The sequence below is a fragment of the Amycolatopsis sp. NPDC058340 genome, assembly GCF_042723975.1.
Lineage (GTDB): Bacteria > Actinomycetota > Actinomycetes > Mycobacteriales > Pseudonocardiaceae > Amycolatopsis.
Genome location: NZ_JBHXIB010000045.1, coordinates 26,054 through 41,460 on the forward strand (window position 1 = coordinate 26,054; position 15,407 = coordinate 41,460).

Consider the following 15,407-nt stretch of genomic DNA (forward strand, 5'->3'; position numbering starts at 1 on the left):
GGCAAGGACGGTTCTAACCGTCCTTGCCACTCACGAGGCCCAAGGCGCTACTGCCACTCCACTTCGATACCGGCCAGCCCCGGCCCGGCGTCGCTGAAGAAACCGCTGGTCACCCCGCCCATGTCGAGCGGCAGTTCCTCGGACTCGACGGGCACGGCGTCGTCCCGCGTCCGGAACTGCCGGGTGCAGCGGGCGGGCAGCGCGCCGAGCGCGAACTTCAGCTGCACCAGGTAGCTGGAGCACTGGTCCCGCAGCATCCGGAAGTAGCCGGGCGAAGCGGTGCCGGAGTCGTCGCGGACCTCGAAGCAGAACACGTGGATCTCGCCCTCGGCGAGCTTCCGGTCGAAGAGCAGCTCGGTGGCCATCGTCTCGGCTTCGGCGTTGCGCCGGATCCGGCCGACGCGGCAGCCTTCGGCGGTGATCAGCTCGACGTCGCCGATATTGCAGCCGGGGTCGCCGTTGTAGACGGTGACGTACCGGTCCGGGCCGTGACGCCGCGCCCGGCACACCAGCCGGGTGTGCAGCGAGACCTGCCGGTGCGCGGCGTCGAAGGTGATCGTGTCGTGCACCGCGAGCATCTCGAGGTCGGCGTTGTAGCGGTTGGACGACGGGTACGCGCCCAGTTCGGCCAGCAGCTGGTCGACGATCGAGCCCATGTCGCCGGACCGGATGTCGTGGAACGACGCGGCCATCTGGTGTCCGCGCGCCCGCGCCGTCCGCGGCCCGATCAGCACGACGAGCGCGTCCGCGGGCAGCTGCAGCACCGATTCCAGCGCGCGGACCGCCGGGAGCGCCTTGGGTACCTCCGGCTGGCGCAATCCGCGCTGCCAATAGCTCAACGTCGACTGTCCGATTTGGACACCGCGGAGCCCGAGGTGGGCGCGGAGCCGCGCGAGGGACAGGCCGCGGTAGGCGATCGCCTGCCGGAGCGCGTGGTGGAATTCGCCGCTGCGGAGTGCCTCGACGAGCTCCTTGGGCAAGGCTTCGAGCGGTTGACGGCGCGTGCCGTCGATGATCGTCGGGGTGTCCCCGTCTCGTGTCACCGCTCGTCCCTTCACCAGACCAGTGTGTGCGCTGAGCGTGAACACCGCGGAACGTTCACGTTAGCAGCGCACTGTGAACACTACGTCCCCCGTTCGGGGTTGTTGACCCCGGAAGAGTGACCGTTCCGGGGTGTGGAAACGCCCCGGAACGGTCCGTTCCGCCGAGTGCCCATCTTGCTCTGTGTGAGCCTGCTGTTCACCGTTGTGACCACATTGGTTCGCCATGGTGACCAGGAGGCCCGTCGTGCCTGTGTTCTCGAGGAGGGTTCGCGCCGCCGGCGCCGCGAGTCTCGTGGCGTGGCTGGCGATCCAGACCCCGGCGAGCGCGCTGCCATCGGCGCCCGCCCGCCAGCACCCCATCGCCATGCAGACGCAGGAAAAGTCCCAGTGGTGCTGGGTGGCTTCCGGCAACACCATCGCGGCACACCACGGCGTGTCGGTCACCCAGAACGAATTCTGCCGGATCGCCCACGCCGAGCGGCGCCGGGAGTGCGCCGACAAGCCGGGAACGCTTGGCGATGTCCGGCGCGCGTTCGGCAAGCTCGGCTTCTCGGCCCCCGGGAACTACCTCAAGGGCCGCATCCCCTTCGCCGCCGTCCAGGCGCAGACCGGCGACGGCAAGCCCGTCCAGACGCGGGTCGGCTGGGCCTCGGGCGGCGGCCACATGCACGTCCTCTACGGCGCGGACGCCGGCCGGAAGTGGGTCTCGTGGGGGGATCCACTGCCCACCGGCAACCGGTACAACTGGTCGACCTACGACTTCTACTCGGCCAACAAGTCCTTCACCTGGACCCATACCCTCACCGGGATCCGGCGATGAGCGCGCGGCGGTTCCTCGGGTTCGCCGGGCTGGTCGCGGTCGCGTTGCTGATCTCGGCGCCCGGAGCGCGCGCGGACCAGCTGTCGGGTGAAGAACTCGCGGCCGCGAAGGCGGCCGCCGCCGACCCCACGCTCCGTGCGGAGCTCGGCCGCTTCTTCACACAGACGGGTGGTTCGGGTCGCACGCCGTCGGTGACCGTCGTCGACGAATCCTTCCCGGTTTACGAGCTTTCGAGGGATTTCGTCGCCGGTGACGGCGCGGTCGCCGGACGGCTCGCCTACGTCGCGGTGCCGGTGACGGCGTCCGACGGGCAGACCGCGACCGTCTGGTCGGTCCGCGGCGACGACGGCGCCTGGCGCGTCGGCAACATCGCTTCGGGCGATCGGGAGAGCGCACTGGCGCGGCGGTTGCCCGCCGGCGCGACGCTGCTCCACGAACCCCAGGTCGACGCCTGGTACGCGCTGCGCGACGGCCAGGTGACGCTGCTCGACTCGGGTGCCAGCGGCTCCGCGACCGGTGCTTCGGCCACCCTCGCGGAGTATCAGAAGACCGTTTCCGGCCGCTACGGCGACATGCTCGCGAGCTCGCCGTACGCCCAGGAGGGCAAGGCCGGCGGCTACAACGCCCAAGTGATGCCCCGCGGCGACGGCGGCCCCGCGCCCGACGCGCAGGACACCGGCTTCGTGCCGCTGCTGATCTTCGGCGGTTTGCTCCTCATCGGTGTCGCCGGCTTCTTCCTGCACTCGAAGAGGCGCGTCCCCTAGCGGACCGGTGGGCCGGACGTGAGCTGACCCCGTCTGGCCCGCCGGTCGACCACGGCCCCGTATCCATCCATGCCCCCGCCACCGCCCTCAATGGAACCGCTTCGCGGTGCTGGTCATATTCTTGGCCCGTGGGACGACTCGTGGTGATCGAAGGTCTGGACGGCGCGGGCAAGCGCACGCTCGCCGACGCGCTGACCGGCGCGCTGAACGCGGCCGGGGCGAGCGTCACGTCCATCGCGTTCCCTCGGTACGGCGAAAGCGTGCACGCCGATCTCGTGAAGGAAGCGCTGCACCGCGGGCACGGCGACCTCGCCGACTCCGTCTACGGCATGGCGATGCTCTACGCGCTCGACCGCCGGGGCGCGGCCGACGAGATCCGCGCGCGGCTCGGCGATCACGACGTCGTCCTGCTCGACCGGTACGTCGCGTCGAACGCCGCGTACGGCGCCGCCCGCCTCCACCAGGGCGCGGACGGCGAGTTCGTGCGCTGGCTCAAGGAACTGGAGATCGACCGGTTCGGCCTGCCGGTGCCCGTCGCGCATCTGCTGCTCCGGGTCACCGCCGACGTCGCCGCCGATCGCGCGCAGCGCCGCGCGGAGACCGACGCCGACCGCGCGCGGGATTCGTTCGAGACCGACGACGCGCTCCAGAAACGGTGCTCGGTGGTCTACGACGAGCTCGCCGCGACGGGCTGGCTCGCGCCCTGGCACGTTCTCGACGGCGTCGCCGTTGTCGACACCCCGGCCCTCGCGACCGCCCTCCTCCGCGATTAGTCCTCTGAATGCGGTCCTTGCGTGTGCAACTACCGCATTTCGTCCTCTAAACGCGTGAGCAGCCAGGTGTGGAACTCGCCGATGTGGTGTTCCGAGGGCATCAGCACCCCGCCGCCGCGGTAGGCGCGGGACGCCATCGCGGGCTGGCAGCGTTCGCAGGCGTCGAAGTCCTGCTCGTTGACGCGGTGGAACAGCTCCACCGACCGTGACACGTCCCGCCCCGACGCCACGACCTCCTCCGAATAGAGCCAGTCGCATTCGACGACCGTCCGGTCCGGCGCGAGCGGGTACATCCGGTGGAAGATCACGTGGTCCGGCACCAGGTTCACGAACACCTGCGGCCGGATGGTGATCGCGTAGTACCGCCTGTCCTGGTCGGTCGCGACGCCGTCGAGCCGGTCGAAGCCCGAGCCGCCGTCGATGGTGAACCCCTCCACGTCCTCGCCGAATTCGGCGCCGTGCCCGACGTAGTACTGCGCCGCGTACCCGTCGGCGAACTCCGGCAGCACCTCGGTCAGCTCCGGATGGATGGTCGCGCAGTGGTAGCACTCCATGAAGTTCTCGACGATCAGTTTCCAGTTCGCCTTGACGTCGTAGGTGATCCGGCGCCCGACCGACAGCTTGTCGAGGCGGTACCGCTCGATCGACTCCAGATCGCCCAGCCGTTCGCGCACCGCGCCTTCGACGTCGGCCTCGAACGACGGCGGGTCCGCGGCGAGGCAGACCCACGCGTACCCCAGCCACTCCCGCAGGTGCACGGTGTGCAGCCCGTACTCGGCCCGGTCGATGTCGGGGAGGTTCGCCAGATTCGGCGCCGCGATCAGCTTGCCGTCGAGCCCGTACGTCCACGCGTGGTACGGACACTGGAACGCGCGTTTCACCGTGCCGGATTCCTCCGTGCACAGCCGGGCGCCGCGATGGCGGCAGACGTTGAGGAACGCCCGCAGCCCGCCGTCCCGGCCCCGGCTGACGAGCACGCTCTCCCGTCCTATCCGGACGGTCCGGAAGTCGCCCGCCGACGGCAGATCCGCCGACCGGACCGCGCAGAACCACTGACGTTCGAAGATCTTTTCCTGCTCGGCCGCGAAGATCGCGACGTCGGTGTAGTAGCCGCCGCCCAGCGTCGGGATGAGGCTCGTCATCTCGCGACTCCGGCGAACCTGGCGGGGTCGAACAGCCCGATCGGCTGCGCGGTGGTGCCGTCCACGACCAGGTCGGCGAGTATTTCGCCGACCACCGGGACGAATTTGAAGCCGTGCCCGGAGAAACCGCAGGCGACCACCACCCGCTCGTGCGCCGGATGGCGGGCGATGACGAAATGCTCGTCGGGCGTGTTCGTGTACATGCAGGTCGCCCCGCGCAGGAACGCGCCGGGCAGCGACGGCATCTTCCGCCCGACGAATTCCGAGATCTCGCCGACCTCTCCGGCGTGCACCGTGCGGTCGATGGTCTCGGGCGTGCAGGTCTCACCGCCGCGGAAGAACGCGACCTTCACGCTTCCGGCGTCGTCGTGTGAGGGGAAGCCGTAGAACTGGCGGCCGCCCTCGCCTTCCCAGACGTAGATCGGATGCCGCTCGGCCCGGAACGGCGCCGCCCCGCCCGACGGCGCGAACCAGTACTGGACCTGGCGTTCGATCGTGAACTCGATCCCGAGCTCGGTGAGCAGCCCCGGTGCCCAGGCGCCGGGGCAGATCACCAGCTGTTCCGCGGTGTAGAAACTCTGCGACGTGCCCACCCGCACCCCGGAAGACGTCTCCCGCCACGAAAGGACTTCCTCCTCGTGGTGCAGTTCCGCCCCGGCCCGCGCGGCGAGCTGGAGATGCGCCGCCACACTGCCTTCCGGCACCACGAAGCCGGCGTTCTCCTCGTACAGCGCGATTTCGTGGGCGTCCGGGTTCATCGTCGGGAACCGGCGCCGGATCTCTGCCGCGTCGAGCAGTTCGTGCGGCAGATCCCAGGTCCGGGCGCTGGCCAGGCTGCCCGACACCGTCCGCGAATCGGGGCCGCCGAGCATGATCCCGCCGCAGCGGGTGAAGATCTTCCGGCCGGAATCGCGTTCGATGCCCGCCCACAGTTCGTGCGCCCGCAGCAGGAGCGGGACGTACGCGGGATCCTCGAAATACGCCTGCCGGGTGATCCGTGAGCCGCCGTGACTGGATCCGAGGTTGTGCACGGGCGCGAACCGGTCGATGCCCAGCACGCGCCGTCCTCGCCGGGCGAGCCGGTACGCCGCGGCGCTGCCCATCCCGCCGAGGCCGATGACGATGACGTCGTAATGGCTCATGCGGCGCTCCTGATCCGGGCCATGGCGGGGTCGAACAGCGGCTCGTTCGCGACGACGGCGGGGATCCGCTCGCCGAAGTACTCGATCTCCAGCGGCCTCCCCGGCTGGGTGAACTCGACCGGAAGCCAGGCGTAGGCGATGTTCTTGCCGACGGTGTAGCCGTACGCGGCGCTCGTGACGTACCCGGCGGGACGGCCGTCGGCGAACACCGGTTCCTTGCCGAGCACGACGGAGTACGGATCGTCGACGGTGAGACAGGTCAGCTTCCTCGCCACCGTCTCCGCCGAACGCCCGGCCAGCGCGTCACGGCCGATGAAGTAGCCCTTGTCCATCCGCACGGCGAACCCGAGCCCGGCCTCGTACGGATCGTGTTCGGTGGTGACGTCGGTGCCCCACAGCCGGTATCCCTTTTCCAGTCGCATACTGGAGAAGGCGTCCCGTCCGGCGGCGATGATCCCGTGTGCCTGCCCGGCCTCCCAAAGCGTGTCCCACAGCTCGCGGCCGAGATCCGCGCTCGTGTACAGCTCCCAGCCGAGTTCGCCCACATAGGACAGTCGCATCGCGGTCACCGGCACGTGGCCGACGTACGCCTGCTTCGTCTTGAAGTAGCCCATCGCCTGGTGGGAGAAGTCCGTTGTGGACAGTGGTTGCAGTACGGCTCTCGCGAGCGGGCCCCAGAGCCCGATACAGCAGGTGCCCGGGGTGGTCTCGTGGATCTGCGCGGCGCCGTCGCCGGGGAGATGCCGCCGGAGCCAGTCGACGTCGATGGCGCTGTTCACGCCGACCTGGAACCGTTCGGTGCCGAGCCGGGCGACCGTCAGGTCGCTGCGCACGCCGCCGTCCTCGTCGAGCAGCAGGGTGTAAGTGACCGAGCCGGGTTTCTTGCCGAGCTGGTTCGTGGTCATCGTCTGCAGGAACGGCAACGCGCCGGGACCGGTGACCTCCACCCGTTTCAGCGACGTCATGTCGAACATCGCCACCCGCTGCCGCGCGACCAGCGCCTCGGCGCCGCCGATCGGCGACCAGTACCGCGCGGCCCAGTCGTTGCGCGCGGGGATACGGTCGACCTCGGGGAGGTTCGCGTTCGCCGCGTACCAATGCGGACGTTCCCAGCCGTTCGCTTCGAGGAAGAACGCGCCGAGTTCCTTCTGGCGTTCGTAGAAGGGACTTGTCCGCAACGGCCGTGGTTCTTCCATGGGCTGCAAGGGATGGACGATGTCGTAGACCTCGACGAAGCTCCGGCAGCTGCGTGCCATCACGTGGTCCGGGGCCAGCTGCACCGGCTCGAACCGGGCGAGATCGCAGCCGTGCAGATCCGCTTCAGGACGGCCGTCGACCAGCCACTCCGCCATGGCGCGCGCGACCCCGGCCGAATGCGTGATCCAGACGGCTTCGGCGACCCAGAACCCGTCGAGGCCGGGGTGTTCGCCGAGTAGCGGCATGCCGTCCGGGGTGAAGGAGAACAGGCCGTTGATGCCCTCCTCGACCTTGGTCTCGCCCAGCGAGGGCAGCAGGTCGACGGCGGCGGTCCACGACGCCTCGAAGTCCGCGGGGGTGAACGAGAGCTCCGACGGCATTCCCTCGCCGGTGCCGATCTCCTTGGCGGGCAAGGGCATCGGCCGGTGCCCGTACGCGCCGATGCCGATCCGGTCGACGTGTTCGCGGAAGTAGAGGTCGGCGTCCTGATGCCGCAGGATCGGCCTCGTGGCCTCCTCGGTCACGCCGGCGAGTGACGGCAAAGGGCTGGTGCGCGCGTACTGATGCGCCATCGGGACCAACGGGATCGTGAGGTCCACCAGTTCGCCGAGCACCGGCCCCCACATCCCGGCGCACGAGAGCACGATGTCCGCGCGGAAGCTCCCGGTCTCGGTGGTGACGCCGGTGACCCGGCCCCCCGACTGTTCGACGCCGACGACCTTCTGCCGCGCGACGAACCTCGCGCCGCGTCCGATCGCGCGGCGGGCCTGAGCCTCGGCCGCGCGGAGGGGATGGGCCAGTCCGTCGGAGGGGATGTGGAACCCGCCGAGCACCTTGGCCGGATCGAGCAACGGATGCAGTGTGGCGCATTCGCCGGGATCGATCAGCCTGCTTTCGACGCCCGACGCGGTGGCCCAGCCGTGCCGCCGCTCCAGGTCGGCGAGCCGTTCCGGTGTCGTGGCCACCTCCAGCCCGCCGACGCTGCGGAAACAAGGGTTCCCGTCGAGGTCGAGCCCGCCGTATTTGGCGACGGTGTAGCGGGCGAACCCGGTCATCGTCCGGCAGGCGTTGGTCTGGAAGACAAGACCGGGCGCGTGCGAGGTCGACCCGCCGGTGGCGAACAGGTCGCCCTGGTCCAGCACGGTGACGTCGGTCCAGCCACGTTCGGTGAGTTCGTCGGCGAGCGCGCAGCCGACGATGCCGGCGCCGATCACGACGACGCGGGGTACGGGGGGCATGGTGTGGGGTACCTCCTGCCTGCCCGCGAAGTCCACAAAGGACTCGCGAGGCATCGGGGTGACAGGCGCTGTTGCGAATGAGGCACGTTGTTCCGTCTTCAGCAACAAAGTGCGGCACGGCCGGGCGCGCTGTCAAGAGCCCGAAAAGGTCGGCCTCTTCACTCCGCGAAGTACCCCAGCTGTGCCGAGAGATCCGCCGACGCCTCGGTCAACGGCCGGACGATCTGCCGCACCCGCTGCTTCGAAAGCCGGTACGACGGGCCCGAAGCGCTCATCGCCGCGACGACGTCGCCGCCGGGACCGTGCACCGGCACCGCGACCGCGTGCATCCCCAGCTCCAGCTCCTCGAAACAGGCCGCGTACCCGTCCTCGGCGACCCGCTCCAGCTCCGCGGTCAGCTCGTCGGGATCGACCGTGGTCCGCGGCGTGAACTGTTCGAGCTTCCGCCGGAGCAAACGTTTGCGCTCGACGTCGCCCATGTACGCGAGCAGCACTTTCCCGCTGGACGTCGCGTGCAGCGGGGTGCGCTGCCCGGTCCAGTTCTGCGTGGTGATCGCGGCCGAGCCGCGGGCCTGGCTGACGTTGATCGCGACGCCGTCGTCGGCGATCGCGATGTTGACCGTCTCCCCGAGCGTCTCCGCCAGCGCCTGGCAGGTCTGCCTGCCCAGTTTCGCCAGGTCCATCCGGCCGGTGGCGGCGCCGGCGAGCCGGACGACGCCGAAGCCGATCGCGTATTTGCCGCGTTCGCCGAGCTGCTCGACGAGGCCGCGGTTCTCCAGGACACTCAGCAGGCGGGAGGCCGTCGACTTGTGCACGCCGAGCTCGCCCGCGATCTCGGTGATCCCCGTTTCCCCGTTGCGTGCCAGCAGTTCCAGCACGCTGATCGCGCGGTCGACGGACTGCACCTGACTGGGCGTTGCGTTCCCCGCGTCCTGGTTCCGCATGACGCAACAGTAGCCGTTTCGCCCGGATCCGCTCGGCTGAGTGGGCGAATCCCTTGACGCACCGGCCCCTCGGGGGTGATTGTTGCGCAGAGCACGTCCCGTCTCGTAATACGCAACATCAACAAACCGTCGGTCCTTTCCCCGGAGGCCCCGATGATCCGTGCCTGCTCCGTCTCCGAACTGCCCGAAGGCGAAGCCGTCCGCTTGGCGGGCCCAGTGCCCGTCTCGGTCTTCCATTCCGAGGGTGCGTACTACGCGCTCGACGACACCTGCAGCCACCAGGACGCGTCGCTCGCCGACGGCTGGATCGAAGGCTGTTACGTCGAATGCCCGCTGCACGCCGCGCGGTTCGACCTGCGGACCGGCGCGCCGGACTGCTTGCCGGCCAAGAACGCCGTGCGCACGTATCCGGTCGTGGTCGCCGACGGCGTGATCTACGTGGACACCGAGGCGCGCCAGGAAGTGGCTTGAGAACCGTCGCCGTCGTCGGCACCTCCCTCGCGGGGCTCCGCGCGGCACAGGAGTTGCGTGCCCAGGGCTTCGACGGGCGGCTGGTGATGATCGGCGCCGAACCGCCGTACGACCGGCCGCCGCTGTCGAAGGATTTCTTGCTGGGCAAGGTTTCCGCCGGCGACATCGCGCTCGCCGGGCAGGACGACCTCGACGCGCTGGCCGCCGAATGGCACCTCGGCGTCCGCGCCGGGAAGCTCGGCCGCGAAGGCGTGACGCTCGGCGACGGCACCACGATCGCCGCCGACGGTTACGTCATCGCGACCGGAGCGGTGGCCAGAAACCTTGACGCGGCAAGGAATCTGGTCGGCGTGCACACCTTGCGGACGCTCGAAGACGCGGTAGCCCTGAAGCGGGCCCTCGCGGCGGGGCCGTCCTCGGTCGTCGTCATCGGCGCGGGATTCATCGGCGCGGAGGTCGCGTCCGCGTGCCGTCTGCTCGGCCACGAAGTGAGCGTGATCGAGGCGATGCCCGTGCCGCTCGCCCCCGTCCTCGGCGCCCGGATGGGCGCGGTCTGCGGGGAACTGCACGCGGAAAACGACGTCCGGCTGATCACCGGCGTCCCCGTCGCGGGATTCACCGGGGCCGGCCGGGTCACCGGTGTGCGGCTCGCCGACGGCCGCGAGCTCCGCGCCGATCTCGTCGTCGCCGGAGTGGGGGCGCGGCCGGCCACCGAATGGCTGACCGGCTCCGGGCTCGCGGTCGACGACGGGGTGCTGGTCGATTCCGGCTGTGTCACAGCGAATCCCCGAGTGATCGCGGTGGGTGACGTCGCGCGGTACCGCTGCCCGCTGCGCGGCGTACGGGTCCGCGCCGAGCATTGGACGGCGGCGGGGGAACAGCCGGGTGTCGCGGTGACGAACCTGCTCGCCGGCTCGACCGTCACGCGTTTCGCACGACACGGTTACTTTTGGTCCGATCAGTACGGACGGCGGCTCCAATTCGCCGGAGTGGCCACGGAAGACGTGCGGATCGTCGAAGGTGACGTGGCTTCGAAGCGCTTCGTCGCGAGCTATCACCGCGGCGATGTCCTGGCCGGTGTCTTCGCGATCGACTCCCCGAGGCCGTTCACCAGGCTCCGGCGTGCTCTCTAGGGCCCGAAGACCCTACTCGGATGGAGCAATTTGCCCGATTCGATGATCTTTCTGGTGGTCACATCGCCGGGTCGCGCGCCCGCACGGGGAAACTAGTGCGAACATAGGTTTATGAAGGCACGTGTTCTGGTCGTCGACGACGACCCTGCTCTCGCGGAGATGCTCACCATCGTGCTGCGTGGGGAGGGGTTCGACACAGCCGTCGTGGCCGACGGCTCACGGGCGCTGCCCGCGCTTCGTGAGCTCAAACCGGACCTGGTCCTCCTCGACCTCATGCTGCCCGGCATGAACGGCATCGACGTCTGCAAGGCGATCCGGGCCGAGTCCGGCGTGCCGATCGTGATGCTCACCGCCAAGAGCGACACCGTGGACATCGTCCTCGGGCTCGAGTCGGGGGCCGACGACTATGTGGTCAAGCCCTTCAAACCGAAGGAACTCGTTGCCCGCGTCCGCGCCCGGATGCGCCGCACCGAGGCCGAGCCCGCCGAGTCGCTGACGATCGGCGACCTCGCGATCGACGTCCCCGGCCACGAGGTGACGCGGGAGGGCAAGGCCATTCCGCTGACCCCGCTCGAGTTCGACCTCCTGGTCGCGCTCGCCCGCAAACCGCGTCAGGTGTTCACCCGCGAAGTGCTCCTCGAGCAGGTGTGGGGCTATCGCCACGCCGCCGACACCCGGCTGGTGAACGTGCACGTCCAGCGGCTGCGGTCGAAGGTGGAGAAGGACCCGGAGCACCCCGAGGTGGTGTTGACCGTTCGCGGTGTCGGGTACAAGGCCGGCCCGCCGTGATCACCCCATGAGCGGACGCTTGCGAATGCTTGCCCAGACCACGATGCGCCAGTTCCGGCGCATCGTGGTTTTCGTGCGCCGCAAGATCGTTTCGTTCAACGAACTGTGGCGGTATTCGCTGCAGTTCCGGGTCACCGTGTCCACGCTGGCGTTGTCGTCGGCCGTGGTGTTCGTGCTGGGCATGGTGCTGCAGAACCAGATCACCGACCGGCTGGTCGAGACCAAGCAGAACGCGGCGATCGCCCAGACCAGGGCGGTCGTCGAGACCGCGGCCGCCGAGCTGGTCGGTGTCGGCACCGAAAGCCCGGAAGCGCTCACCGCGCGGATGAACAACGCGCTGAAGAAGATCTCCAGCACGACGTCGTCGCAGGACGGCGCGGGATCGACGGCGGGCACCTTCGAACCGGTACTGGCCGCGGGCGGCCGCGACCAGTCCAGCAAACCGGTGGCCGCCGGTCCCTACGACCGGGTGCCGGTGCGGCTGCGTCAGTTCGTCGAGACCGAGCAGCTCAGCTACCTGACCCACACGGTCACCGAGGCCGACGGCGGCAGGACGACCTATCTGATCGTCGGCGCGCCGGTGAGCACGATGATCAACCCGCTCCAGCTCTACCTGCTGTACCCGCTCACCAGTGAGCAGAACACCATCTCGACGGTGCAGAACACGCTGCTCGTCGGCGGGCTCGTCCTGCTGCTCCTGCTGGCCGGGATCACGAACCTGGTCACCAGACAGGTGGTCCGGCCGGTCCGGCAGGCCGCCGCGGCGGCCGAACAGTTCGCGGGCGGAGAACTCGACCAGCGCCTCGCCGTGCTCGGCGAGGACGATCTGGCCAAACTCGCCGTTTCGTACAACGAGATGGCCGCGAGCATCCAGCGGCAGATCCGCCAGCTGGAGGAGTTCGGCGGGCTGCAGCGGCGGTTCACCTCCGACGTCTCGCACGAACTGCGCACCCCGCTGACCACCGTCCGGATGGCGGCCGACGTGCTGCACGCTTCGCGCGAGCAGTTCCCGGCCGGGCTCGCCCGCTCCACCGAACTGCTGGTCGACGAGCTCGACCGGTTCGAGGCGCTGCTCGGCGACCTGCTGGAGATCAGCAGGCTCGACGCCGGCGTCGAGGAGCTCTCGGCCGAGCTGATCGACGTCCGGCCGATCGCGACCAGGGCCGTCGAGCAGGTCCGGGTGATCGCGGGCAACGCGGGCAGCTCGGTCGAACTCGTCCTGCCGGAAGAGGAGGCACCCGCCGAAGTCGACGCTCGCCGCGTCGAGCGGATCCTGCGCAACCTGCTGGCGAACGCGGTGGACCACAGCGAAGGGAAACCGGTGGTGCTGACGCTGGCGGTCAACGAGACCGCGGTCGCCATCACCGTGCGGGACCGCGGCGTCGGGCTCCGGCCCGGCGAGGCGGAACTGGTGTTCAACCGGTTCTGGCGCGCCGACCCGTCCCGTAACCGCCGGACCGGCGGAACCGGCCTCGGCCTCGCGATCAGCCAGGAGGACGCCCGGTTGCACGGCGGCGTGCTCGACGCCTGGGGCGAAACCGGGCACGGTGCCTGCTTCCGGCTGGTGCTGCCGCGGCGGCAGGACACGCCGATGGGGGAGAGCCCGCTGCTCCTGCCCCCGCCCGATCACAAGGCGACCGACACGCACGGGTCGTCCGGACTGCTCGAAGTCCGGCCGGCGCCCGACGCGATCCTCGCCGAGCCCGAGGAGATCGGCCGATGAACCGGCTGCTGGCCCTGCTCGCGGTGTTCCTGCTGGTCGCAGGCTGCGCGAACATCCCGCTCGAATCCCAGCCCGTCGTCGTCTCCGGGGACAAACCCGGGCAGGCGCCGGCGGACGTCCCCGAACCGGCGGCCGGGATCGACCCGCTGACCGTCACCCGCCAGTTCATCCGCAACTCCGCGGCACCGGGCACGGCCAGCGCCGCCGCGCGGGTCTATCTCGACGACGAGGCCCGGCGCAACTGGAAGCCGTCGCCGGGGCTGACGATCATCGACGACACCTTCGGCACCGTTTACGACACCTCATCGTCTTCGGGGAACCCGGACGAGCAGGTGGTGAACGTCCGCGGGTTCAAACTCGGCACCCTCAGCCCCGACAGCGCGTTCCTCCCGGTGAAGGCGGAGTACTCGCAGCAGTTCAAGCTGCGGAAGCAGCCGAACGGGCAATGGCGGATCGTGGACCCGCCGCAGGAACTCGCCGTCACCGACGAGGATTTCGCGCTCAACTACTTCCGGGTGCCGATCAGCTTCTACTCGCCGGACTCCGGCGCCTTCGTCCCCGACCTCCGGTACGTCGCGGCGAAACCGCAGGCCGGACTGCCCGGCCGGGTGATGGACCTGGTGCTTCAGGGGCCGTCGGAAGGGCTGAAGGGCGCGGTCAAGGATCTGCTCGGCGACCAGGTCACCATCGACAGCAACGTGCGCAGCACGGACGACGGGACACTGGACATCAACCTGACCGGCGTCGGCGGGGCCAGCCTCGTGGACCGGAACCTGATCGCCGCGCAGATCGTCCTGTCGCTGCAGACGGTGACGCTGAGCCGGGTCCGGCTGCTGGCCGACGGCACCGCGCTGGTGCCGGAACACGAATACTGGCGCTCCAGCGAACTGCCCAACTACAACGTGGACATCGCGCCCAACTCGGAACTGCAGGGACTGATGACCGTCAACGGCCGGGTCCGGTCGCTCGAGAACGGGCAGCCGGTCGGCGGGCCCGCGGGGAACGGCGGGTACAAGGTCGTCAGCGCCGCGCAGTCCGTCGACGGCAAACGCCTCGCGGTGGTCGAGGAACGCGACGGCAGGCACTGGCTCCGGGTCGGCGACCTTGGGCACGACCTCGCTTCGGTGGACCTCTTCGGCGGCAGCCTGAGCCGCCCCACCTGGCGTCCGGTCGCCCGCGGCGGCGGGGTCTCCGGCGAGGTCTGGACGGTGGTCGACCACAACACCGTCGCCAGGGTCACCCTGGCCGCGGACGGCCGCTGGGTGAAGGCCGGCGTCGACGCGACCATGCTCACCGGGCTGGGGCAGATCACCGAACTGCGCCTGTCGCGGGACGGGTCACGGCTGGCCGCGGTGGTCAACGGGCAGCTGGTGGTCGCCTCGATCGTGCGGACGGCGGATTCGGTGGCCCTGCGGGCGCCGCGGAAACTGCAGGAACGCGACCTCAAGGACGTCGTCGACGTCGACTGGGCGACCCAAGACCACCTGATCGCCGCGACGTCGTCGAGTTCGCTGCCGGTGGTCAAGGTGCCGCTGGACGGGCAGCGGATGGACGCCTTCAACAGCTCGAACCTGACCCCGCCGGTGCACGGCGTCACCGCGGCGCCGAGCAGGCAGAACCTCGTCGCGGACGCGGGCGGGCTGTGGGTCGCCTCCGAACTGGGCGAGGTCTGGCGGCCGCAGGCGCATACCGTCACCGACGCGGACCCGTTCTATCCGGGCTGAGGTTGGTCGGTCGCTTCGCACGTTGCGAAAGCCACTTTCGCAACCTTCAACGTTGCGAAAGTGGCTTTCGCAACGCGTCCACCTCGCCCCGCGCCCTCCCGGGTGGGAGCAAGGGACCTTTAGTACCGCTAGCTTTTCTAGCAGCGCTAGCGACGCGGGGGTTCCGTGAAGGGGGCCTTCATGTACTTGGGCGCTCAGGCCCATGTCCTGAAGGCCACCTTTGAGACGTTCAGCGTCCCGAAGGCGGCCTTCAGGACGTCGCTGAGGGAGCAAGGGACCTTTAGTACCGCTAGCTTTCCTAGCGGCGCTAGCGAGACGGAGCGCGTCGGAAGTCCGTGAGGGCCTCCTTCCCTACCCTGAAGGTAGGCAAGGAGTCCCTCACGGACCGAGACCCTCACGGACCGAGACCCTCACGGACCGAGGCCCTCACGGACCGAGGCCCTCACGGACCGAGGCCCTCACGGACCGAGGCCCTCACGGACCGAGGCCCTCACGGACCGAGGC

Annotated in this window: 13 protein-coding genes; 8 read left to right on the forward strand and 5 right to left on the reverse strand. The window is 69.6% G+C overall.

The features are described from left to right. Nucleotides 1-47: 47 nt before the first annotated feature. Entirely contained in the window at nucleotides 48-1,043 is a 996-nt protein-coding gene (locus ACFWIW_RS33130; protein ID WP_378372084.1) for a hypothetical protein, read from the reverse strand. 250 nt (nucleotides 1,044-1,293) lie between these two features. On the opposite strand from ACFWIW_RS33130, the gene ACFWIW_RS33135 reads away from it, so the two are divergent. From ACFWIW_RS33135 to ACFWIW_RS33145, 3 genes are all read left to right on the forward strand, one after another. Continuing rightward, on the forward strand, nucleotides 1,294-1,863 hold the full coding sequence (locus tag ACFWIW_RS33135) for a papain-like cysteine protease family protein (protein ID WP_378372108.1): 570 nt from the start codon (nucleotides 1,294-1,296) through the stop codon (nucleotides 1,861-1,863). After that, on the forward strand, nucleotides 1,860-2,627 hold the full coding sequence (locus tag ACFWIW_RS33140; protein WP_378372085.1) for a hypothetical protein: 768 nt from the start codon (nucleotides 1,860-1,862) through the stop codon (nucleotides 2,625-2,627). The genes ACFWIW_RS33135 and ACFWIW_RS33140 overlap by 4 nt, the downstream gene beginning before the upstream one ends. Before the next feature lie 140 nt (nucleotides 2,628-2,767). Further along, nucleotides 2,768-3,400, forward strand: a complete 633-nt coding sequence (locus ACFWIW_RS33145; RefSeq protein ID WP_378372109.1) for a dTMP kinase — start codon at nucleotides 2,768-2,770, stop codon at nucleotides 3,398-3,400. A 29-nt stretch (nucleotides 3,401-3,429) separates the two neighbouring features. On the opposite strand, the gene ACFWIW_RS33150 is transcribed toward ACFWIW_RS33145, so the two are convergent. The 4 genes from ACFWIW_RS33150 to ACFWIW_RS33165 all read right to left on the reverse strand — a co-directional run bounded on the left by ACFWIW_RS33150 (nucleotide 3,430) and on the right by ACFWIW_RS33165 (nucleotide 9,063). Beyond that, nucleotides 3,430-4,542 (reverse strand): aromatic ring-hydroxylating dioxygenase subunit alpha, encoded by a 1,113-nt coding sequence (locus ACFWIW_RS33150; RefSeq protein WP_378372086.1) that lies wholly within the window; start codon nucleotides 4,540-4,542, stop codon nucleotides 3,430-3,432. Continuing rightward, entirely contained in the window at nucleotides 4,539-5,684 is a 1,146-nt protein-coding gene (gene solA / locus ACFWIW_RS33155; protein ID WP_378372087.1) for an N-methyl-L-tryptophan oxidase, read from the reverse strand. The genes ACFWIW_RS33150 and solA overlap by 4 nt, the downstream gene beginning before the upstream one ends. Further along, nucleotides 5,681-8,119 carry an FAD-dependent oxidoreductase gene (locus ACFWIW_RS33160; RefSeq protein WP_378372088.1) on the reverse strand — a complete coding sequence of 813 codons (2,439 nt, stop codon included), beginning with the start codon at nucleotides 8,117-8,119 and terminating at the stop codon, nucleotides 5,681-5,683. Before ACFWIW_RS33160 ends, solA begins: the two co-directional genes overlap by 4 nt. Nucleotides 8,120-8,277: 158 nt before the next feature. Then, nucleotides 8,278-9,063: an IclR family transcriptional regulator gene (locus tag ACFWIW_RS33165; protein WP_378372089.1), complete on the reverse strand. Its 786-nt coding sequence runs from the start codon at nucleotides 9,061-9,063 to the stop codon at nucleotides 8,278-8,280. Nucleotides 9,064-9,216: 153 nt separating this feature from the next. Here ACFWIW_RS33165 and ACFWIW_RS33170 point away from each other — a divergent pair, with 153 nt between their 5' ends. The 5 genes from ACFWIW_RS33170 (at nucleotide 9,217) to ACFWIW_RS33190 (ending at nucleotide 14,903) form a co-directional block, all read left to right on the forward strand. Beyond that, complete coding sequence (locus tag ACFWIW_RS33170) at nucleotides 9,217-9,534, forward strand: bifunctional 3-phenylpropionate/cinnamic acid dioxygenase ferredoxin subunit (RefSeq protein WP_240599835.1); 318 nt, start codon at nucleotides 9,217-9,219, stop codon at nucleotides 9,532-9,534. Beyond that, nucleotides 9,531-10,667, forward strand: a complete 1,137-nt coding sequence (locus ACFWIW_RS33175) for an NAD(P)/FAD-dependent oxidoreductase (RefSeq protein WP_378372090.1) — start codon at nucleotides 9,531-9,533, stop codon at nucleotides 10,665-10,667. The genes ACFWIW_RS33170 and ACFWIW_RS33175 overlap by 4 nt, the downstream gene beginning before the upstream one ends. Before the next feature lie 111 nt (nucleotides 10,668-10,778). After that, nucleotides 10,779-11,456, forward strand: coding sequence for an MtrAB system response regulator MtrA (gene mtrA / locus ACFWIW_RS33180; protein WP_005150760.1), 678 nt, complete (start codon nucleotides 10,779-10,781; stop codon nucleotides 11,454-11,456). Nucleotides 11,457-11,499: 43 nt separating this feature from the next. After that, nucleotides 11,500-13,179: an MtrAB system histidine kinase MtrB gene (gene mtrB / locus ACFWIW_RS33185; RefSeq protein WP_378372110.1), complete on the forward strand. Its 1,680-nt coding sequence runs from the start codon at nucleotides 11,500-11,502 to the stop codon at nucleotides 13,177-13,179. Beyond that, the gene (locus tag ACFWIW_RS33190) at nucleotides 13,176-14,903 is read left to right on the forward strand and encodes an LpqB family beta-propeller domain-containing protein (RefSeq protein WP_378372091.1); all 1,728 of its coding nucleotides are present in this window, start codon (nucleotides 13,176-13,178) and stop codon (nucleotides 14,901-14,903) included. The genes mtrB and ACFWIW_RS33190 overlap by 4 nt, the downstream gene beginning before the upstream one ends. Nucleotides 14,904-15,407: the final 504 nt, after the last annotated feature.